Consider the following 19,053-nt stretch of genomic DNA (forward strand, 5'->3'; position numbering starts at 1 on the left):
TGGAAACCAGCCTAGGACGGCGCTGTCGAGCCGTCCTGCCGACGCGGAGCGGGTACGCCCGTCAGGGCGGTGACCACCGGATCGAGGGCGTCGAATATCTCCTCGCCGCAGTTGCGGAACATCCCGATCGGCGCGCCGTACGGGTCGACCACCTCGTCCGCCTCGGGGCTGGCGGCGAGCAGCCAGCCGCGCAGTGCGGCGGCCGCCCGGACCAGCGCGCGGGCCCGCTCGGTGACGTCGGCGCCGTCGCGCGGGTCGGGCAGGGTGGCCGGGTCTATCGAGCGCACCAGGCGCGTGAACTCCAGCAGCGTGAAGGTGCGCAGGCCCGCCGCGTGGCCCATCGAGATGACCTGGGCGCGGTGGTCCTGGGTGAAGGTGAGCACCAGGTCCGCGTCGACCACGTGCTCGTCCAGCAGCTCGCGCCCCGCGAAGCCGTCGCTGCCCACGCCGTACTCGCCGAGCACGGTGGCGGCGTGCGCCTCCATCGGCGCGCCCTCGTGGCCCCAGGTGCCGGCGCTCTCCACCACGACCCGCCCGGCCGAGCGTTCGCTCAGCCGGGCGTCCAGCTCATGCCGGGTCAGCCGCTCGGCTATCGGCGAGCGGCAGACGTTGCCGGTACAGACGAAGAGGATCCGGAAGCTGTCCGCCGGGCGCGGCGTGACGGCGACGTACGAGGCGGCGCCGGGGGCGTGGCCGGGGTGCAGGCCGGCGAAGAGTCCGGCCGTCAACTGCCGGCCTCCAGGTCGGGTACGACCTCCCTCAGCTGCTCGATGCTGACCGCACCCGCGCGCAGCAGGACGGGCACCTTGCCGGTGACGTCGACGATGCTGGAGGCCTGGCCGTGCTCGGCCTTGCCGCCGTCCAGGTAGATCGCGACGGAGTCGCCCAGCTGGTACTCGGCGTCCTCGCAGTCGGCCGGCGCGGGCTGGCCGGACTTGTTCGCGCTGGAGACCGCGAGCGGGCCGGTGGTGTTCAGCAGTTCGATGGCGACGGGGTGCAGCGGCATCCGGACCGCGACGGTGCCGCGGGTCTCGCCGAGGTCCCAGCGCAGCGAGGGCTGGTGGCGCGCGACCAGGGTCAGACCGCCCGGCCAGAAGGCGTCGACCAGTTCCCAGGCCCGCTCGGAGAAGTCCGTGACCAGGCCGTGCAGCGTGGTCGGGGAGCCGACCAGCACCGGGGAGGGCATGTTGCGGCCGCGGCCCTTGGCGGCCAGCAGACCGGCGACGGCCTCCGGGTTGAAGGCGTCCGCGCCGATCCCGTAGACGGTGTCGGTCGGCAGCACGACCAGCTCGCCCCGGCGGATAGCCGAGGCGGCCTCGCGCAGCCCGGTGGCACGGTCGCCTGCGTCGGCACAGTCATAGCGGCGGCTCATCGGTGCGGTCCCCTTCCGAAACGGCTCATGTCGGTCACAGCTGGGCCTTGCGCGCAGTCGTACAGCGCCTGATGTTCACAACGACACCCTTCGGGCGGTCGTGCTGCGCCAGCCGGTTCACAACGACACCCTTCGGGCGGTCGTGAAACGCGGCCGGTTGTTCAGGTCACGGTGGTCGGCGGTGTCCGTCCAGCCACCCTCTTCGTTGAAGATCCAGGGCACCTGGCCCCCCTGCGTGTCGGCGTGCTCGATCACCACGGCGCCGCCCGGGCGCAGCAGCCTGGCGGCCACCCGCTCGATGCCGCGGATGACGTCCAGGCCGTCCTCGCCCGAGAAGAGCGACATCTGCGGGTCGTGGTCGCGGGCCTCGGGGGCGACGTACTCCCACTCGGTGAGCGGGATGTACGGCGGGTTGCTGATCACCAGGTCGAAGCGGCCGTCCCAGGAGCGGTCGTCCGCGAAGGCCCGGGTGGCGTCACCGGCGTGCAGGGTGACCCGGGCGCGGTCGGAGCTGGCCTCGATGTTGCGCCGGGTGTACGTGAGCGCGCCCTCGTCCAGCTCGAAGGCGTGCACGGTGCTGCGCGGCAGCTCCTGGGCCAGCGCAAGCGCGATGGCGCCGGAGCCGCTGCACAGGTCGACCACCAGCGGCTCGGCGACGTCCATGTCGCGCACGGCGTCTATGGCCCACTCGACGACCGACTCGGTCTCGGGGCGCGGCACGAAGACGCCGGGGCCGACCTCCAGCTCCAGGTAGCGGAAGAAGGCGCGCCCGGTGATGTGCTGCAGCGGCTCGCGCGCCTCGCGGCGCGAGACGGCCTCCCAGTACCGGGCGTCGAAGTCGGCGTCCTTGACGGTGTGCAGCTGGCTGCGCTTGACGCGGTGGATGTGTGCGGCGAGTTCCTCCGCGTCGAAGCGCGGCGACGGCACGCCGGCCGCGGCCAACCGCTGGGTGGCCTGGGCCACCTCGGCGAGCAGCAGGTTCATCCGTACGTACCCCTCTGCAGAGTTACTGCTTCTGTGCCGCGGCGAGCTTTGCCGCCGCGTCGGCGTCCACGGCCGACTGGATCAGCGCGTTCAGGTCGCCGTCCAGCACCTGGTCCAGGTTGTACGCCTTGAAGCCGGTGCGGTGGTCCGAGATGCGGTTCTCGGGGTAGTTGTACGTCCGGATCCGCTCCGAGCGGTCGACCGTACGGACCTGGCTGCGCCGGGCGTCCGAGGCCTCCTGGTCGGCGGCCTCCTGAGCGGCGGCGAGCAGTCGCGAGCGCAGGATGCGCATCGCGGACTCCTTGTTCTGCAGCTGGCTCTTCTCGTTCTGGCAGGAGGCCACGATACCGGTCGGCAGGTGGGTGATCCGGACCGCGGAGTCGGTGGTGTTGACCGACTGGCCGCCGGGACCCGACGAGCGGTAGACGTCGATCCGCAGGTCGTTCGCGTTGACCTCGACCTCGACCTCCTCGGCCTCCGGGGTGACCAGCACGCCGGCCGCGGAGGTGTGGATGCGGCCCTGCGACTCGGTGGCGGGGACGCGCTGCACGCGGTGCACGCCGCCCTCGTACTTGAGCCGGGCCCAGACGCCCTGGCCGGGCTCGATCGTGCCGCGGGTCTTCACGGCCACCGAGACGTCCTTGTAGCCGCCGAGGTCCGACTCGTTGGCGTCGATGATCTCGGTCTTCCAGCCCACCCGCTCGGCGAAGCGCAGGTACATCCGCAGCAGGTCGGAGGCGAACAGCGCGGACTCCTCGCCGCCCTCACCCGCCTTGACCTCCAGGATGATGTCCTTGTCGTCGTTGGGGTCGCGCGGGACCAGCAGCAGCCGCAGCTGCTCGGTCAGCTCGTCCTGACGGGCCTGCGACGCCTTGACCTCGGCGATGAAGTCCGGGTCCTCCAGCGCGAACTCACGGGCCGCCTCGACGTCCTCGCCGGCCTGCCGCCAGGCCCGGTAGGTCGCGGTGATCGGGGTGAGCTCGGCGTAGCGCTTGGACAGCTTGCGAGCGGTGCCCTGGTCCGCGTGGACCGCCGGGTCGGCCAGCCGTTCTTCGAGGGCTGAGTGCTCGACGAGGAGCTCTTCGACTGCCTCGAACATGGGGTGGGCCTACTTCCCGTGAAGATTCGAAATACCCGGGGGCGGGGAGCCCGCGAGCCGGTCAGACGCGAACGGCGCCGGCCCGGTCGCCCCCGCAGTGCGGGGGCGACCGAAACCGGCGCCGTACGAGCGCTAGTTGGCCGACTCGGCCTTGACGCCGTGCTGCTTGCCGAAGCGGGCCTCGAAGCGCGCCACGCGGCCACCGGTGTCGAGGATCTTCTGCTTGCCGGTGTAGAACGGGTGGCACTGCGAGCACACCTCGGCACGGATGGTGCCGGAGGTCTCGGTGGAGCGGGTGGTGAACTCCGCGCCGCAGGTGCAGGTCACGTGGGTGACCACGTACGTGGGGTGAACGTCGGGCTTCAAGGGGATCTCCTAGTGTTCGGGAGGGCACCGGGTCGGCGACAGGAAGCCGCACGTGAACCGGGACCGACGGACCAGTCTGCCAGGACTGGCCGCATCTTCCCAAACCGGACCGGGGTCCGGGATATTCCGGCAGCTCAGGAACGAGCCGAGGGCGAGGCCCCGGGCGTCGCCGAATCGGCGGGGTTGACCGGCTGGGCGCTGACTATCGCCTGCGGAACCGGCTGGTCGGCCCGGAGCGCGCTCCACAGCTGGCCCGCCTCCGGACGCTTCTCCACCACCCGGTTCGGGTCGCTGGGGGCGGTCGTCACGGGCAGCGTGACCATGGTCAGCTGGTCCGTCCCGATGCCCTTGAGCTCCTCGCCGAGGCCGGTCAGCGCGCTCACCGAGGCGAGTGCGGAGTCGGTGGTGATGCTCTTGGTCAGGGTGTCGCCGACCGACCAGAGTTTGCCCGGGTCGGTGAAGAGGCCGACCGATCCGACCTGCTTCATGACCGACTTCACCATCTGCTTCTGCAGCTCGATCCGGCCCAGGTCGCTGCCGTCGCCGATGCCGTGCCGGGTGCGCACGAAGGCCAGCGCCTGGTCACCGTTGAGCTTGGTGGTGCCCGCCTTGAGGTCGAGGCCGCTGTCCTGGTCGTGGATGCTCACCGTGGTGGTCACCGTCGCGCCGCCGATGGCGTTGATGAAGCCCGCGAAGCCGGCGAAGTCGATCTCCACGAAGTGGTTCATCCGCATGCCGGTGAGCTGCTCGGTGGTCTTCACCGCGCAGGCCGCGCCGCCGACCTCGAAGGCGCTGTTGTACATCGCGCTGGCGGCGGCGGGCACCGCGGTGCCGTTCGGCGCCGTGCAGGCCGGGCGGGCCACCAGGGTGTCGCGCGGGATGGAGACGACGGTGCCGAGCGTGTGGTTCTGGTTGACGTGCACCACCATCGCGGTGTCCGAACGGGCGGTGTCGCCGGTGTTGCCGCCCGCCAGGCTGGCGTTGGCGCCCGAGCGCGAGTCGGAGCCGAGCACCAGGAGGTTGAAGGAGCCGTCGTTGGGGGCCACCGGCCGACCGGTGCCGAGCTGGGCGTCGATGTCGACGCTCTTGATGTTGCCGTTCAGCTTCCAGTACGCGTAGCCGGCCGCGCCGCCGCCCACCAGGACCAGCCCGGCCAGCACCAGGGCCCCGGCCCGCAGCACCCTGGCGCGGCGGCTGCGCACCTTGCGGTGGGCACCCGCCTCGGCCCGGCGTTCCCGCCCGGGGAAACGTCTGCGCTGTTGCTCGTCGGCCATGTCGTCCGCTTTCGTCCCGGTGACCGACGACTGGTCGCGTTCGACGGCCCTTCGAGCATAAGCGACGGTTCCTGGGGATATGTCCGGTCTGTGCAACAGCCGCGTCCCGGCCCGGAACGCCGGGAAGCCCCGGGCGGCAGCTGCCGCCCGGGGCTTCCGGTTCGATGACGCGTCAGTCGTTGGACCCCGGAGTGGTCTTGGCGATCTGCATCAGGAACTCGGCGTTGCTCTTGGTCTGCTTCATCTTGTCCAGCAGCAGCTCGATCGCCTGCTGCGAGTCGAGCGCGTGCAGGACCCGGCGGAGCTTCCAGGTGATCGCCAGCTCGTCGCGGTCGAGCAGGATCTCCTCCTTGCGGGTGCTGGACGCGTCGACGTCCACCGCGGGGAAGATCCGCTTGTCGGCGAGCTTGCGGTCCAGCCGCAGCTCCATGTTGCCGGTGCCCTTGAACTCCTCGAAGACGACCTCGTCGGCGCGCGAGCCGGTCTCCACCAGCGCGGTGGCGAGGATGGTCAGCGAGCCGCCGTTCTCGATGTTGCGCGCGGCGCCGAAGAACTTCTTCGGCGGGTAGAGCGCGGTCGAGTCGACACCACCGGACAGGATGCGGCCGGAGGCCGGCGCCGCCAGGTTGTAGGCGCGGCCCAGGCGGGTGATCGAGTCCAGCAGGATCACCACGTCGTGGCCCAGCTCCACCAGACGCTTGGCGCGCTCGATGGCCAGCTCGGCGACGACCGTGTGGTCCTCGGCCGGGCGGTCGAAGGTCGAGGAGATGACCTCGCCCTTCACCGACCGCTGCATGTCGGTGACCTCTTCCGGACGCTCGTCGACCAGGACGACCATCAGGTGGCACTCGGGGTTGTTGGTGGTGATCGCGTTGGCGATCGCCTGCATGATCATCGTCTTGCCGGTCTTCGGCGGGGCGACGATCAGGCCACGCTGGCCCTTGCCGATCGGCGACACCAGGTCGATGATCCGGGTGGTCAGCACGCCCGGGTCGGTCTCCAGGCGGAGCCGGTCCTGCGGGTACAGCGGGGTGAGCTTGCCGAACTCGGGACGGCCGCGGCCGCTCTCCGGGTCCATGCCGTTGACGGAGTCCAGCCGCACCATGGCGTTGAACTTCTCGCGGCGCTCGCCCTCCTGGGGCTGGCGGACCGCGCCGGTGATGGCGTCGCCCTTGCGCAGGCCGTTCTTGCGGACCTGGGCCAGCGAGACGTAGACGTCGTTCGAGCCGGGCAGGTAGCCGGAGGTCCGGACGAACGCGTAGTTGTCCAGGATGTCCAGGATGCCGGCGACCGGGATCAGCACGTCGCTGTCGCTGACCTGCGGCTCGGCCGGGCCGACCTCGAAGCCGTCGCGGCGGCCGCGGCGGTTGCGGTCGCGGTAGCGGCCGCGGCGGCCGCGCCGACCGTCGCCGAACTCGTCGTCGTCGTAGCCGCCCTGCTGGGCGGGCTGGGCGCTCTGCTGCTGGCTCTGCTGAACCGGCTGCGCGCTCTGCTGCTGGGCGCCCTGGCCGCCCTGACGGTCGGTCCGGTCGCGGCGGTTGCGCCGGTCACGGCGCGACTCGCGGGAGTCGCCGTCCGCGTCGACCGTCTCGGTGCGCTGCTCGGCGCGGTCCGCGGCGGTGCGCTCCGGACGCTCGGTGGCGGCCCGGTCGGTGCCGGTGCGGTCGGACCGCTCGCGGCGGTCGCGGCGGTCACGGCGGCCCTCACGCTGGTCGTCGCGGCCGTCGAAGGTCCGGCCGTCGGAGGCGCGGGACTCGCTGACGCGGGCCTCGGTCTGCTTGGCCTCGGCGACCGCGGCGGCCGGCTCGGCCGTTTCCACCGCGGCGGCGGGGGCCTCGACGGCGGACGGGGCGCCGGCGGCCGAGGTGGCCCGACGACGACCGCGCTCGGCCCGCGCCGGGGCGGCGGTCTCCGGGGCGGCCTGGCCCGGGATCTCGATCTGGGCGGGCGCCTCGACCACCGCGGCAGCGGCGCTCTGGGCGGCGCGGGTACGGCGGGCCGGCTTCTCGGCGGCCGCCGCGGGGGCCTCCTTGGCGGCGGCACGAGCCGGCGCCGGGGCCGCGGAGGCGAGCAGCGGGTCGCCGCCGCTCTTCTCCTTGATGGCCTCGATGAGCTGGCTCTTGCGCATCCGGCCGGTGCCGCTGATGCCGAGCGTCGAGGCGAGCTTCTGCAGCTCGGCCAGGACCAGACCGTCAAGGCCTGCGGCGGCGGTACGGCGGCGCTTGGCCGGCGCCGCGGGCGCGGCGGGCGCATCCGTCGCGTCGGCGTCCGGGCGCGCGCCCATCAGATCAGTGGTGTCGCTCACTAAGGGTCCTTCCCTGGAGCGGACGTCGGCCTGTCTGGCTCGGCGACCGGTTGTGCTGTCCGACCTGCGCTGTGTCGCGGAGGCCCGAGGCGGTGGTCCCCACCACTGCGGTGCTGGGCGGGGGAGGGGTGCGAAGTGCGGTGCACAAGGCACGGTGGAGCGAAGTAGTACGGCGGGCCGGTCTCATGCCGACCGCTGCCTGCGAAACCCGGGCCCCCGTCGTGTGACGGTCTCCCGCGCTCCCGCCCGTCAGAGCCTCGACAGCGAGGCCGGTTGCGGCGGGTGGGGGTCAGGCTCCGACACGGCTTCGGGATGCGGCCGCAATCGCGCAGGCAGGCTGCGTACGCGCTGTGGTGGGCTCCCGGAGAATCGTGGTCCCCGACATCGACTGGATCCCGCAGCAGCGGGACGCGGAGATCGGGAAGCGGCGCACCGGGCCCCGCAGGGCGCCTGATGCAGACATGAGGTTAACACTACCGACCCCCTCACACATTCCCCAGCCTCATGCTTGCCAATCGTGTCCGTCCCCGGCCGCTCTCCCCGTCCCGTGCCGGGGCGCTGTCGCGGGTGCGGCGGTCGACCGCGCCGGCTGCGCGGTCGACCGCCGCGGACGGTCACCCGTCCAACGGCAGGACGCGGGCTCCGTCACGGTCCAGCTGCAGCCGGTGCGCGGCGAAGGCCGGGCCCGCGAACTGCAGCAGCTTGTCGGCGCCCGCCTCGTCGGCCAGCGCGAGCACGGTCGGCCCGGCGCCGGAGATGACCGCAGGGACGCCCTCCGAGCGCAGTGCAGCCACCAGGGCGGCGCTGTCCGGCATCGCCGAGGCCCGGTAGTCCTGGTGCAGGCGGTCCTCGGTGGCGGGCAGCAGCAGCTCGGGGCGCCTGGTCAGGGCCTCGACGAGCAGCGCCGAACGCCCGGCGTTGGCGGCCGCGTCGGCGAGCGGAACGCTCTTGGGAAGCAGGCCGCGGGCGGTCTCGGTGAGCACCTCGGTGGCCGGGATGAAGACCACCGGGACGACCTGCCCGGCCGGCTCCAGCCGGACCGCGCGGGCCGCGTCCTCGTCGGTCCAGGCGATGGTGAACCCGCCGGCCAGGCAGGCGGCGACGTTGTCCGGGTGGCCCTCAAGCTCGGAGGCGAGAGCCAGCAGCGCGGCGTCGTCGAGGGCGGAAGCACCGCCGATGGTGACCGCACGTGCGGCCACCACGCCCGCGCAGATCGCGGCGGAGGAGGATCCGAGGCCACGGCCGTGCGGTATCCGGTTGGCGCAGACGACCTCCAGGCCGCGCGGCTGTCCGCCGAGCCGGTCGAAGGCGGCGCGCATCGAGCGGACCACCAGGTGGCGCTCGTCCCGTGCCAGGGTGTCGGCGCCCTCGCCGGCGATGTCCACGGTGAGTCCGGAATCGGCGACCCTGACCACAATGTCGTCGTACAGACCCAGGGCGAGTCCGAAGGCGTCGAAGCCGGGGCCCAGATTGGCACTGGTCGCGGGGACCCGAACCCGAACGGCGGCGGCACGGAACGCAGGACCGGCCATGCGGTGGACTCTCCTGGGGATCTGGATCGTCGCGCGATGCGCGTCGAACGAAAGCGGTGGGGGCGGGCGGCGAGTGGTGGGCGTCGCGCGAGGCGCGTCCGGCACGGGTGATGACGGGTGGCGGGCGAGGGGTGTCGGGCCGGCACCCACGAGGTCAGGCTCCGCCCGGCCCTTGGCATGCGCCACACCGCCAGGGCCCAGGGTATCGAAGAGAGGTTCCACAGCGGTACACCCCGCTCCCTCTCGATCTGCCGTGTTGCAGCTTCTGGCCTGAACCGGTGCCGAAATGGCATCCATAAGGACAACGAAATTGACACCGAAGACGTTACTCGGAAGCGACGACGGGCCGGCCCTGGTGAGGACCGGCCCGACGGTCGGACGAAAGAGACGGAGTGTCAGTCCAGCAGGCCGAGTCGGCGCGCGGCGGCCTCGGCGTCGATCGGGACCACGTGCGGCTGCGGCGCGCCGGCCACCGCCCAGTCGGGGTCCTTGAGCCCGTTGCCGGTCACCGTGCAGACGATCCGCTGGCCCGGGTCGACCAGGCCCTGCTCGGCGGCGTGCAGCAGACCGGCCACGCTGGCGGCCGAGGCGGGCTCCACGAAGACGCCCTCCTGTGCGGCCAACAGCCGGTAGGCGGACAGGATCTGACGGTCGGTCACCTTGTCGATCAGGCCGCCCGACTCGTCCCGCGCGGCGACCGCGTACTCCCAGGAGGCCGGGTTGCCGATCCGGATCGCGGTGGCGATGGTCTGCGGGCTGAGCACCGGCGCACCGTCCACGATCGGGGCCGAACCGGAGGCCTGGAAGCCCCACATGCGCGGGGTGCGCGAAGACAGACCGTCCTTCGCGTACTCGCGGTAGCCCTTCCAGTAGGCCGTGATGTTGCCCGCGTTGCCGACCGGCAGGACGTGGATGTCGGGGGCGTCGCCGAGCATGTCGACGATCTCGAAGGCGGCGGTCTTCTGACCCTCGATCCGTACCGGGTTCACCGAGTTGACCAGCGCGACCGGATACTTCTCGGACAGTTCACGCGCCAGGGTGAGGCAGTCGTCGAAGTTCCCGTCCACCTGGAGGATCTTCGAACCGTGCACCAGCGCCTGGCCCATCTTGCCCAGCGCGATCTTGCCCTGCGGCACCAGCACCGCGCAGACCATGCCCGCACGAACCGCGTAGGCGGCCGCGGAGGCAGAGGTGTTGCCCGTCGAGGCACAGATGACGGCCTGCGCGCCGTCCTCCTTGGCCTTGGAGATCGCCATCGTCATGCCGCGGTCCTTGAAGGACCCGGTCGGGTTGGCACCCTCGACCTTGAGGTAGACGTCGCAGCCGGTCCGCTCGGAGAGCAGCTGGGCCGGGACGAGCGGCGTGCCGCCCTCCAGCAGGGTGACCACCGGGGTCGTGGCGCTGACCGGCAGCCGGTCCCGGTACTCCTCGATGAGGCCCCGCCACTGGTGGGTGTGGGCTGCTCTGTCGATCACGGCGTTCATGGAAATTCCTATTCCCCTTCAACCCGCATGATGCTGGCCACCTCGCGCACGCTGTCCAGCGCGCGGAGCTTGTCCACGGTCGCCGACAGCGCGGCGTCGGTGGCCCGGTGGGTCACCACGACGAGCGAGGCGTCGCCGTCGCGGCCCTGCTGGCGCACGGTGTCGATGGACACCCCGTGCTCGGCGAAGGTGGACGCCACCTGGGCGAGCACCCCCGCGCGGTCGTCCACGTCCAGGCTGACGTGGTAGCGGGTGACGACGTCGTCCATGGCCTTGGCGGGAAGCTGGGCGTAGACCGAGTCACCCGGTCCGGTAGCCCCGTTGAGCTTGTTGCGGCAGACCGCGACAAGGTCGCCGAGGACCGCGCTGGCGGTCGGCGCGCCGCCGGCGCCCGGGCCGTAGAACATCAGCCGGCCGGCCGCCTCGGCCTCGACGAAGACCGCGTTGTACGCCTCGCGGACCGAGGCCAGCGGGTGGCTGAGCGGGATCATCGCCGGGTGCACCCGGGCGGTGACCGAGGCGCCGTCCGCCGAGCGCTCGCAGATCGCGAGCAGCTTGACCACGCAGCCCATCGCCTTGGCGCTGGCGATGTCGGCCGCGGTGACCTCGGTGAGTCCCTCGCGGTAGACGTCGGCGGCGGTGACCTTGGTGTGGAAGGCGATGCCGGCCAGGATCGCGGCCTTGGCGGCGGCGTCGAAGCCCTCCACGTCGGCGGTCGGGTCGGCCTCGGCGTACCCCAGCGCGGTGGCCTCCTCCAGCGCCTCGGAGTAGCCCGCGCCGGTGGAGTCCATCTTGTCGAGGATGAAGTTGGTGGTGCCGTTGACGATGCCGAGCACCCGGTTGACCTTGTCGCCGGCCAGCGACTCGCGCAGCGGCCTGATCAGCGGGATCGCACCCGCGACGGCCGCCTCGTAGTACAGGTCGACCCCGGCCGCGGCGGCGGCGGCGTGCAGCTCGGCGCCGTCCTGGGCGAGCAGCGCCTTGTTGGCGCTGACCACCGAGGCACCGTGCCGGAAGGCGGAGAGGATCAGGTGTTTGGAGGGCTCGATCCCACCGACCACCTCGATCACCACGTCGACGTCCTCGCGCGTGACCAGCGCCTCGGCGTCCGTGGTGACCAGGTGCGCCGGCACCCCGGGACGCTCCCGGCCGACCCGGCGGACCGCGATGCCGACGAGCTCGACCGGCGCGCCGATCCGCGCGGCCAGGTCGGCGGCGTCTGTCGTCATGATGCGCGCCACCTCGGAGCCCACCACACCACAGCCCAGCAACGCCACCTTCAGCGGGCGCGTACGCATCATCCGACTCCGCTCATCCATCGCTCATCCATCATGGCCTCCGGCGGTGGTTCCCGATCTCCGCCGGATTTTCGTTTCAATCCCCAGTCTCAGGGAGATTCCGTACAGATCTCCTGGCGTTCCATGATCTGAGACGAAATATTCGTCATCCGAGATCAAGACGGAGGAGATCCTCCTCCGTCTCGCGCCGCACGATCACCCGCGCCGCACCGCCTTGGACCGCGACCACCGGCGGGCGCAGCGCGTGGTTGTAGTTGCTCGCCATCGAGCGGCAGTACGCGCCGGTGGCGGGCACCGCGATCAGGTCGCCCGGCGCCAGATCGGCGGGCAGGAAGGCGTCCTTGACCACGATGTCACCCGACTCGCAGTGCTTTCCGACCACCCGTACCAGCATCGGCTCAGCCGTGCTGGCGCGCGAGACGAGGGCGACCGAGTACTCGGCGTCGTAGAGCGCGGTGCGGATGTTGTCCGACATCCCGCCGTCCACGCTGACGTACGTGCGCAGGCCCTCCAACGGCTTGATCGTGCCCACCTCGTAGAGCGTGAAGGCGGTCGGGCCGACGATCGCGCGGCCCGGCTCGACGCTCAGCCGGGGCGCGGTCAGGTTCGCGGCCAGGCACTCGCGGCGGACGATCTCGGCCAGCGAGACGGCGATCTCGGCCGGCTCACGCGGGTCGTCCTCGCTGGTGTACGCGATGCCCAGGCCGCCACCGAGGTCGATCTCGGGCAGCTCGACGCCGTGCTCGTCGCGGATCGCCGCGAGCAGGCCGACCACCCGGCGGGCGGCGACCTCGAAGCCCGCGGTGTCGAAGATCTGCGAGCCGATGTGCGAGTGGATGCCGCGCAGTTCCAGGCTCTCCTGCGCGAGCACCCGGCGGACCGCCTCGGCCGCCGCGCCACCGGTCAGCGAGAGGCCGAACTTCTGGTCCTCGTGCGCGGTGGCGATGAACTCGTGGGTGTGCGCCTCGACACCGACCGTCACCCGGATCAGCACCGCCTGGCGGACGCCCTGGCCGGCGGCGATCGCGGCCAGCCGCTCGATCTCCTGGTAGGAGTCGACCACGATGTGGCCGACCCCCGCCTTGACCGCCTGCTCCAGCTCGTGCGCCGACTTGTTGTTGCCGTGCAGCGCGATGCGCGACGCGGGCATGCCCGCGGCCAGCGCGACGGCCAACTCGCCCGGGCTGCACACGTCCAGGTTGAGGCCCTCCTCGTGCAGCCAGCGGACCACCGCCTTGGAGAGGAACGCCTTGCCCGCGTAGTACACGTCGGCGTCCGTGCCGAAGGCGTCGCGCCAGGCGCGGGCCCGGGTGCGGAAGTCGTCCTCGTCCATCAGGTACGCCGGGGTGCCGAACTCGGTGGCCAGCTCGGTGACGCGCAGGCCGCCGACGGTGACGATGCCCTGCTCGTCACGGGTGACCGTGCGCGACCAGACCTTGGGGTCGAGGTGGTTCAGATCGCTCGGCGGGGCCAGGTAGTGCCCCTCGGGCAGCACGTCGCCGTGGCGGGGGCCTGCGGGGTGCGCGGAGCGGCTCATCGCGGGTATCTCTCCTGGTCTGTGGGACGGGGCGGCGTCGATCCCGATGGATCGTCACCGCCCCGGACACGCTGATGCGGTGACTACATCCGCTCGGGTGCGGAGACACCGAGCAGGGCGAGGCCGTTGGCGATCACCGTGCGGGTGGCGTCGGCGAGCCAGAGGCGGGCGCGGGTGAGGTCGGTGACCTCCTCGTCGCCCTTCGGCAGGATCTGGCAGTTGTCGTAGAACCGGTGGTACTCGCGGGCCAGGTCCTCCAGGTAGCGGGCCACGTGGTGCGGCTCGCGCGTCTCGCCGGCCTTGGCGATGATCCGGGGGAACTCCCCGAGCGCGCCCAGCAGGGCGGACTCCCACTCGGTGGACAGCAGCTCGGGTTTGAAGTCCTCGGACTCGCCCTTGGTAATGCCCATGGTCTCGGCCTTACGCGTCACGCCGCACATCCGGGTGTGCGCGTACTGGACGTAGAAGACCGGGTTCTCGTTGGTCTGGCTGGTCAGCACGTTGATGTCGAGCGTGATCGTGGAGTCCGTGGAGGAGCGCGCCAGGGTGTAGCGGGCCGCGTCCACGCCGATCCAGTCGACGACGTCGTCGATGGTGATGATGTTGCCGGCCCGCTTGGACATGCGGACCTCCTCACCATCGCGCAGCATCTTGACGAACTGGCCGATCTTGACCTCGATGTTGCGGTTCATGTCGTCGCCCGCGCAGGCCGCGATGGCCTTCAGGCGGTTGACGTAACCGTGGTGGTCGGCGCCGAGCATGTAGACCGACACCTCGCTGCCCCGGTCACGCTTGCTGAGGTAGTAGGCGGCGTCGGCGGCGAAGTACGTCGTCTCGCCGTCCGCCTTGATCAGCACGCGGTCCTTGTCGTCACCGAAGTCGGTGGTGCGCAGCCAGATCGCACCGTCCTGGTCGAAGACGTGGCCCTGCTCGCGCAGCCGCTCCATGGCCTTCTCCACGGCGCCCGAGTCGTGCAGCGACTTCTCGGAGAACCAGGTGTCGAAGTGCGTGCCGAACTCGTCCATCGAGCGCTTGATCTCGGCGACCATGAGCGCCAGGCCCTCGCGGCGGAAGGCCTCCAGCTGCTCGTCGGCGGCGAGGTCGAGGATGCCGGGGACGCCGTCGGTGATCGCCTTGGCGATGTCGACGATGTACTCGCCGACGTAGCCGTCCTCGGGGGCCGGGCGGCCGTGCGCGGCGGCCTGCAGCGAGGCGGCGAACTTGCCGATCTGCACGCCGGCGTCGTTCAGGTAGTACTCGGTGGTGACCTCGGCGCCGGTGGCCTTGAGCACCCGCGCCAGCGAGTCGCCGACGGCCGCCCAGCGGACGCCGCCGATGTGGATCGGGCCGGTCGGGTTCGCCGAGACGAACTCCAGGTTGATCCGCAGGCCCTTGAGCGCCTCGTTGCGGCCGTACGCCGCACCCGCCTCGACGATGGTGCGGGCCAGTTCGCCCTGGGTGGCGGCGTCGAAGGTGATGTTCATGAAGCCCGGGCCGGCGATGTCCACCTTGGCCACGCCCGGCAGCTCGCGCAGGCGCGCGGCGACCAACTCGGCCACCGCGCGCGGCGGCATGCCGGCCGGCTTCGCGAGGACGAGGGCCACGTTGGTGGCGTAGTCGCCGTGGTCCCTGTTCTTGGGTCGCTCGACCGTGACCTGTTCGGGGACGGCGACGGACAGCTCGCCCGCCTCGACGGCGGCGCGCACTGCGACCTGGACTGCCTGGGAAAGCTCTGCGGGTGTCACGACGCCAAGCGTAGGCGAGAGGGGAGTGTGCGCCGGTCACCCGGCCACCCGTTGAGACGCTTCACGGGCCTGCGGTGTTCGCTGTGGGCGAAATCTTTCAACGCCCATCGCCGAATCCGTACGCGAAGCCCTCCCCCTCCCGCTTCGCCATCAACCGACGCACCAGCGCCACCAGATCCTCCGGATCGAACGGCTTGCCCAGATACCCGTCCACCCCGACCGACTCGCCACGGTCCAGATCCGCCGGGGTACACGCGCTCACGATGGCGATCGGAAGCCGCGCCGTCTGCTGCTGGGCCCGCAGTTGGGCCGCCGTCCGCAGACCGTCCAGCCGGGGCATCATCACGTCCAGCGTCACGACGTCCGGCTTCACCCGGCGGACCACCTCCAGGCACTCGGCACCGTCAGCCGCGGTCACCACCTCGAAGCCCTCCAGCTCCAGGTTGACCCTGATCAGCCTGCGGATCGCCTCGTTGTCGTCCACCACGAGGACCCGCCCGGACACACCCTCCACCCCACCGACCCTACGGGCGCCCACCCCCACCCGTCCGGGCTTTCCACACTTCCGCCGCCCCCGACCCGACCTCGAAACCCCTGCACGGACCACGCGCCCGAGCTGGTAATGTTCTCCACGTCGCAGCAATGCGACACAGCGCACCACCAGCAGGCCCCCGTAGCTCAGGGGATAGAGCACCGCCCTCCGGAGGCGGGTGCGTAGGTTCGAATCCTACCGGGGGCACTTCGCGAGAAGTGCCGAAAAGGCCCAGCCCAGCGGGTAGTTACCGCGAAGCTGGGCCTTCTTCATGCCCGGGGCCGAAACCGCGCCGTGCCAGTTACGCGCCAGAAGGCTCCGGTGGCTTGGGCTTTGTGGCGCGCTTGGCCCTGCCGGTCCCCCGGGCCTTGGCGATCGCCTTCTCCATACCGCCGGCGATGAGCAGGTCCCGTTCCCCGCGCATGTGCTGGTACCGGAGAGCCGCGTCCATCGTGGAGTGGCCCATACGGTGCATCAGCTCCCGCGTGCTGGCGCCGGTATCGGCCGCCAGGGTGTTGCCGGTGTGCCGAAGATCATGAAAGCGGATGCTCTCCGCCCCCGTCTCCCCCAGGGCCCGGGTCCAGTCCACCCCGGACTTCCTGAGCGCCGTCGTCCACACGTCGTGGAAGTTGCTCCGCCGCAGCAGTCCCCCGCGCGGCCCCACGAAGACCCGGCCGGCCGAGCCCGACTCGCCGAACCAGCGCAGGTGCTCCGCCAGCTCCTTGACGATCGAGGCAGGAAAGGCCACCGGCCGGACGCCCGCCTCACTCTTGGGACGCTTCAACTTCAGCTTCCCGGTCTGCAACTCGGCCTGAGCCTGCCGCACGCGGACGATCCCCTTCTCCAGGTCGACGTCCCGCCGGCGCAGGGCCGCGAACTCCCCGAAGCGCAGAGTGGAGAAGGCCGCCATCAGCACCAGCGCCCGATAGCGCGGCTCGATCACCTCGGCCACGGCGTAGACCTCCTCCACGGTCAGGACCGGACGCTCCGCCGAGTCCTCAGCAGCCGCGCCCTTGATCCGGCAGGGGTTGCGCTCGATCAGGCCGTCGTCCACAGCTGTGTACAAGATGGCCCGCAGCACCCGGTACGACTTGGCCACGGTCGCCGGCCCCACCTCGGCATCCAGCAGACCGGTTCGCCAGGACCGGACCTTGGCCGCGGTGACCTCGGCGACGGTTCCCACTCCGAACGTGGGGCGGATGTAGAGCCGAAGGACTCCTTCGTACCGCTCCAAGGTCCGATCGGCGAGGCCCCGTTCCTTCAGCCAGGTGTCGGCGAAGCCCCCGAAGTTCACCTGTCCCGCGTCGGGGTCAACCCACTTGCCCCGCTTGATGTCGGCCTCGATCAGGGTCAGCGCGACTTCCGCGTCCGTCTTGGTCGGGTACGTCTCCTCACCGTTCCGGGGAAGGCCCGTCTCCGGGTCCGGGTATCGGATCTGGAACCGGCCCGAGCGGAGCTGGCGGATCGCCCCGAAGCGCCGCCGGGTGCCCTTGCTGTTCGCCATCAGGCTGCCCTCCGCAAGGTGCGCCGGAGGGTGACCGGCTGGACGGTGCGGGTCGCGATGTACTCGGCGAGGACCGAGGCCGGGATCCGGACGTGGCGGCCGACCTTGACGAAGGCGATGCGACGTTCGGCGATCAGCCGGCGGGGGAAGCGTTCGGTGGTGCCGAGCAGGTCGGCGGCCTGGGCGATGCTCAGAAGCCGGTCAGCGGGGGTCATGCTGCCTTCCTTTCGGGATGAATCGTGGCAACGGCGTGGCCTTCGGCTTGGGCGCGGGCTTGGTCCAGGGCGGTGCGCCAGCGGACGCGTTCGGCGACGGCGCGCAGGAGACGGGCGGCGAGGGGTGAGGTGTCGGGGTCGCCAGGGCGGACGACGGCCCAGAGGTAGCGGTGCGGGTCGGGTGGGGGTCCGCTCTGTCCGAGAAGGTCGAGGACCCAGGCACGGCGTTCGGTGCGGTGGTCGGCGAGGGTCTTGCCGGACCACTTGCGGGAGACGAGGACGCGACGGCCGCCGTAACCGAGGTGTTCGCGCTTGTGGGCCTTGGCGCGGCAGGCGCCGGCGCGCAGCCCGGGGTGGGCGTTCTTGGGTTGGATGCCGTGCAGGAGCCAGTTGGCGCAGGTCGGCGAGCAGGGTTCCTGTTCCAGGGCGGCGGCGAGGCGGTCGACGTGGGTCTGTTCGCTGTCGCCGGCCGAGGTGTGGCACTCGGCGACGCTCTTGGTGAGGTACTTGGTCAGGTAGCGGATGCAGCGGCCGGCCTGAGGCGAGCCGATGAGGACGCCCTGCGCGTCGAGTTGGCTGCCAAAGCGGGCGACGTGGAGGGGTTCGGCGTCCGGGTCGGCGTCGAGTCCGTCGAGGGCCTGGTCCCAGGTGGGCAGCGGGCTGCCGGTGGCGGGGTCGAGGTAGCCGTCGTGCTCGGGGGACCAGAGCGGGGCGGTCGCACGGGTGTAGCGGGGCTGGTCGCAGGGCGGCCACCAGACCTGGTGGTAGGTGGCGGCGACGACCTGGCGGAGTTCGGCGCGGGAGATGGTGCCGCGCAGGGCGAGGTGCAGGTGCGGGGCCAGGCGCCGCTGTGGTTCGACTACGGCGAAGTACTGGACGTCGTAGCCGACGAAGCGGCGCAGGTTCTGGATGAAGCGGTCGACCAGCTTGGAGAAGTGCAGGGCGTCGCGGGCAGCGTGGCGGTAGTCGTAGCGGGCCGGGTCGGCGGGTGTGCCGTCGGCGCGGACCCGGCCGTAGGAGGGCAGGGTGAGGGTCAGGAAGAGGGACGGGCGGAAGGCCCTGCCATCAGGGGTCGTGTACGCCTTGCCGAGCGTGCGGGCTTCGACCGGGCGGCGGGGCAGGTCGGGGGTGTCCTGGCGTCGTCGGGTGGAGCGGACGCGTCGGGCTGTGGCGGTAGGAGCGAGGGTGCCCCGGGCTCCGCTGTCGGCGAGCTGCTCGTCCACGTCGAGGATCAGGGAAGCGAGTTCGTCGGCTTCGGTGCCGGTGGCCGTGGAGTGGGCCTTGGTCAGGTCAGCACGGAGTTCGGTCAGGAAGCGCTGTTCGTCGGTGGCGGGGTCGGCTTCGAGGGCGGGTTCCTCGGTGAGGTGCCAGCCTTCGCGGCACTGGACGGCCCGCAGTCGGCGCTTACGCTCGGCGCAGGTCGGGCAGAGGCTGGCGCGGGTGGCGCCACAGGGGATGTCGATGATCTCGGTTTCACCGGTCAGGACGTCGGTGCGGCGGACGGCCACCGGGCGGACGCAGACGCCGTGTTCCTCGGCCACCGCGCGCAGGACGTCGCGGGCGAGCGGCATCCTGGCGCGTTCGACGCGGGTGGTCATCGTCGGTCCGTGGAGTAGCAGAAGGCGTAGAGGGCCTCCATGAGGCGGACCAGGTCCCGGCCGGTGGTGATGGGCGGGAAGCCGGCGGCTTCGATGCGGCGGGCGACGTCGAGCAGCAACCCGTTGCTGAACCGGGGGTCGTTGTGGTCCGGCTGGGGGACGGGGTAGGCCGGGGTGGTGGGGGTGTGGAGGGCGGACATGGTGTTCT

The 19,053-nt window shown here is 71.5% G+C and carries 17 protein-coding genes and 1 tRNA gene; 1 reads left to right on the forward strand and 17 read right to left on the reverse strand.

Going from position 1 to position 19,053, the window contains the following annotated elements; all coding sequences use genetic code 11:
* Positions 1-11: 11 nt before the first annotated feature.
* From BS80_RS15760 to BS80_RS15820, 13 genes are all read right to left on the reverse strand, one after another.
* The gene (locus BS80_RS15760) at positions 12-632 is read right to left on the reverse strand and encodes an arsenate reductase/protein-tyrosine-phosphatase family protein (protein ID WP_232246609.1); all 621 of its coding nucleotides are present in this window, start codon (positions 630-632) and stop codon (positions 12-14) included.
* A 92-nt stretch (positions 633-724) separates the two neighbouring features.
* The gene (locus BS80_RS15765) at positions 725-1,372 is read right to left on the reverse strand and encodes an L-threonylcarbamoyladenylate synthase (protein WP_035797958.1); all 648 of its coding nucleotides are present in this window, start codon (positions 1,370-1,372) and stop codon (positions 725-727) included.
* A 117-nt stretch (positions 1,373-1,489) separates the two neighbouring features.
* Positions 1,490-2,356, reverse strand: a complete 867-nt coding sequence (prmC, locus tag BS80_RS15770) for a peptide chain release factor N(5)-glutamine methyltransferase (protein WP_035797960.1) — start codon at positions 2,354-2,356, stop codon at positions 1,490-1,492.
* Between the two features lie 22 nt (positions 2,357-2,378).
* On the reverse strand, positions 2,379-3,455 hold the full coding sequence (prfA, locus tag BS80_RS15775) for a peptide chain release factor 1 (protein ID WP_035797962.1): 1,077 nt from the start codon (positions 3,453-3,455) through the stop codon (positions 2,379-2,381).
* Between the two features lie 132 nt (positions 3,456-3,587).
* Entirely contained in the window at positions 3,588-3,821 is a 234-nt protein-coding gene (gene rpmE, locus BS80_RS15780) for a 50S ribosomal protein L31 (protein ID WP_035797964.1), read from the reverse strand.
* Between the two features lie 134 nt (positions 3,822-3,955).
* Complete coding sequence (locus BS80_RS15785) at positions 3,956-5,095, reverse strand: LCP family protein (protein ID WP_083974770.1); 1,140 nt, start codon at positions 5,093-5,095, stop codon at positions 3,956-3,958.
* 172 nt (positions 5,096-5,267) lie between these two features.
* Positions 5,268-7,400, reverse strand: coding sequence for a transcription termination factor Rho (rho, locus tag BS80_RS15790; protein ID WP_035797966.1), 2,133 nt, complete (start codon positions 7,398-7,400; stop codon positions 5,268-5,270).
* A 614-nt stretch (positions 7,401-8,014) separates the two neighbouring features.
* A complete protein-coding gene (gene thrB / locus BS80_RS15795) occupies positions 8,015-8,932 on the reverse strand; it encodes a homoserine kinase (RefSeq protein WP_035797969.1) in 918 nt (305 codons plus the stop codon).
* A gap of 395 nt (positions 8,933-9,327) precedes the next feature.
* Positions 9,328-10,416: a threonine synthase gene (thrC, locus tag BS80_RS15800; protein ID WP_035797971.1), complete on the reverse strand. Its 1,089-nt coding sequence runs from the start codon at positions 10,414-10,416 to the stop codon at positions 9,328-9,330.
* Between the two features lie 8 nt (positions 10,417-10,424).
* Positions 10,425-11,717: a homoserine dehydrogenase gene (locus BS80_RS15805; RefSeq protein ID WP_035797973.1), complete on the reverse strand. Its 1,293-nt coding sequence runs from the start codon at positions 11,715-11,717 to the stop codon at positions 10,425-10,427.
* A gap of 142 nt (positions 11,718-11,859) precedes the next feature.
* Positions 11,860-13,251 carry a diaminopimelate decarboxylase gene (lysA, locus tag BS80_RS15810; RefSeq protein WP_035797975.1) on the reverse strand — a complete coding sequence of 464 codons (1,392 nt, stop codon included), beginning with the start codon at positions 13,249-13,251 and terminating at the stop codon, positions 11,860-11,862.
* Between the two features lie 83 nt (positions 13,252-13,334).
* Entirely contained in the window at positions 13,335-14,996 is a 1,662-nt protein-coding gene (gene argS / locus BS80_RS15815; RefSeq protein ID WP_035797977.1) for an arginine--tRNA ligase, read from the reverse strand.
* A gap of 97 nt (positions 14,997-15,093) precedes the next feature.
* Positions 15,094-15,501, reverse strand: a complete 408-nt coding sequence (locus BS80_RS15820; protein ID WP_051966658.1) for a response regulator — start codon at positions 15,499-15,501, stop codon at positions 15,094-15,096.
* 162 nt (positions 15,502-15,663) lie between these two features.
* Between BS80_RS15820 and BS80_RS15825 the strand changes: the two genes are divergently transcribed.
* A tRNA-Arg gene (locus tag BS80_RS15825) sits at positions 15,664-15,735 on the forward strand.
* A gap of 94 nt (positions 15,736-15,829) precedes the next feature.
* On the opposite strand, the gene BS80_RS15830 is transcribed toward BS80_RS15825, so the two are convergent.
* From BS80_RS15830 to BS80_RS15845, 4 genes are read right to left on the reverse strand one after another with little or no spacing between them, the layout of a single operon-like run.
* Complete coding sequence (locus BS80_RS15830) at positions 15,830-17,032, reverse strand: tyrosine-type recombinase/integrase (RefSeq protein WP_051966659.1); 1,203 nt, start codon at positions 17,030-17,032, stop codon at positions 15,830-15,832.
* Positions 17,032-17,247 carry an excisionase family DNA-binding protein gene (locus tag BS80_RS15835; protein ID WP_035797978.1) on the reverse strand — a complete coding sequence of 72 codons (216 nt, stop codon included), beginning with the start codon at positions 17,245-17,247 and terminating at the stop codon, positions 17,032-17,034. Before BS80_RS15835 ends, BS80_RS15830 begins: the two co-directional genes overlap by 1 nt.
* Positions 17,244-18,845 carry a replication initiator gene (locus BS80_RS15840; protein WP_035797980.1) on the reverse strand — a complete coding sequence of 534 codons (1,602 nt, stop codon included), beginning with the start codon at positions 18,843-18,845 and terminating at the stop codon, positions 17,244-17,246. The genes BS80_RS15835 and BS80_RS15840 overlap by 4 nt, the downstream gene beginning before the upstream one ends.
* Positions 18,842-19,045: a hypothetical protein gene (locus BS80_RS15845; protein WP_035797982.1), complete on the reverse strand. Its 204-nt coding sequence runs from the start codon at positions 19,043-19,045 to the stop codon at positions 18,842-18,844. The genes BS80_RS15840 and BS80_RS15845 overlap by 4 nt, the downstream gene beginning before the upstream one ends.
* Positions 19,046-19,053 lie beyond the last annotated feature (8 nt).

The sequence above is a fragment of the Kitasatospora mediocidica KCTC 9733 genome (assembly GCF_000744225.1).
Taxonomy (GTDB): domain Bacteria; phylum Actinomycetota; class Actinomycetes; order Streptomycetales; family Streptomycetaceae; genus Kitasatospora; species Kitasatospora mediocidica.

Coding starts and splice junctions, on each gene's coding strand:
- BS80_RS15835 (WP_035797978.1), bottom strand. CDS start 17,247: ATGACCCCCGCTGACCGGCTTCTGAGCATCGCCCAGGCCGCCGACCTG.
- BS80_RS15785 (WP_083974770.1), bottom strand. CDS start 5,095: ATGGCCGACGAGCAACAGCGCAGACGTTTCCCCGGGCGGGAACGCCGG.
- BS80_RS15830 (WP_051966659.1), bottom strand. CDS start 17,032: ATGGCGAACAGCAAGGGCACCCGGCGGCGCTTCGGGGCGATCCGCCAG.
- BS80_RS15805 (WP_035797973.1), bottom strand. CDS start 11,717: ATGATGCGTACGCGCCCGCTGAAGGTGGCGTTGCTGGGCTGTGGTGTG.
- thrC (WP_035797971.1), bottom strand. CDS start 10,416: ATGAACGCCGTGATCGACAGAGCAGCCCACACCCACCAGTGGCGGGGC.
- BS80_RS15840 (WP_035797980.1), bottom strand. CDS start 18,845: ATGACCACCCGCGTCGAACGCGCCAGGATGCCGCTCGCCCGCGACGTC.
- prfA (WP_035797962.1), bottom strand. CDS start 3,455: ATGTTCGAGGCAGTCGAAGAGCTCCTCGTCGAGCACTCAGCCCTCGAA.
- BS80_RS15765 (WP_035797958.1), bottom strand. CDS start 1,372: ATGAGCCGCCGCTATGACTGTGCCGACGCAGGCGACCGTGCCACCGGG.
- prmC (WP_035797960.1), bottom strand. CDS start 2,356: ATGAACCTGCTGCTCGCCGAGGTGGCCCAGGCCACCCAGCGGTTGGCC.
- thrB (WP_035797969.1), bottom strand. CDS start 8,932: ATGGCCGGTCCTGCGTTCCGTGCCGCCGCCGTTCGGGTTCGGGTCCCC.
- BS80_RS15845 (WP_035797982.1), bottom strand. CDS start 19,045: ATGTCCGCCCTCCACACCCCCACCACCCCGGCCTACCCCGTCCCCCAG.
- lysA (WP_035797975.1), bottom strand. CDS start 13,251: ATGAGCCGCTCCGCGCACCCCGCAGGCCCCCGCCACGGCGACGTGCTG.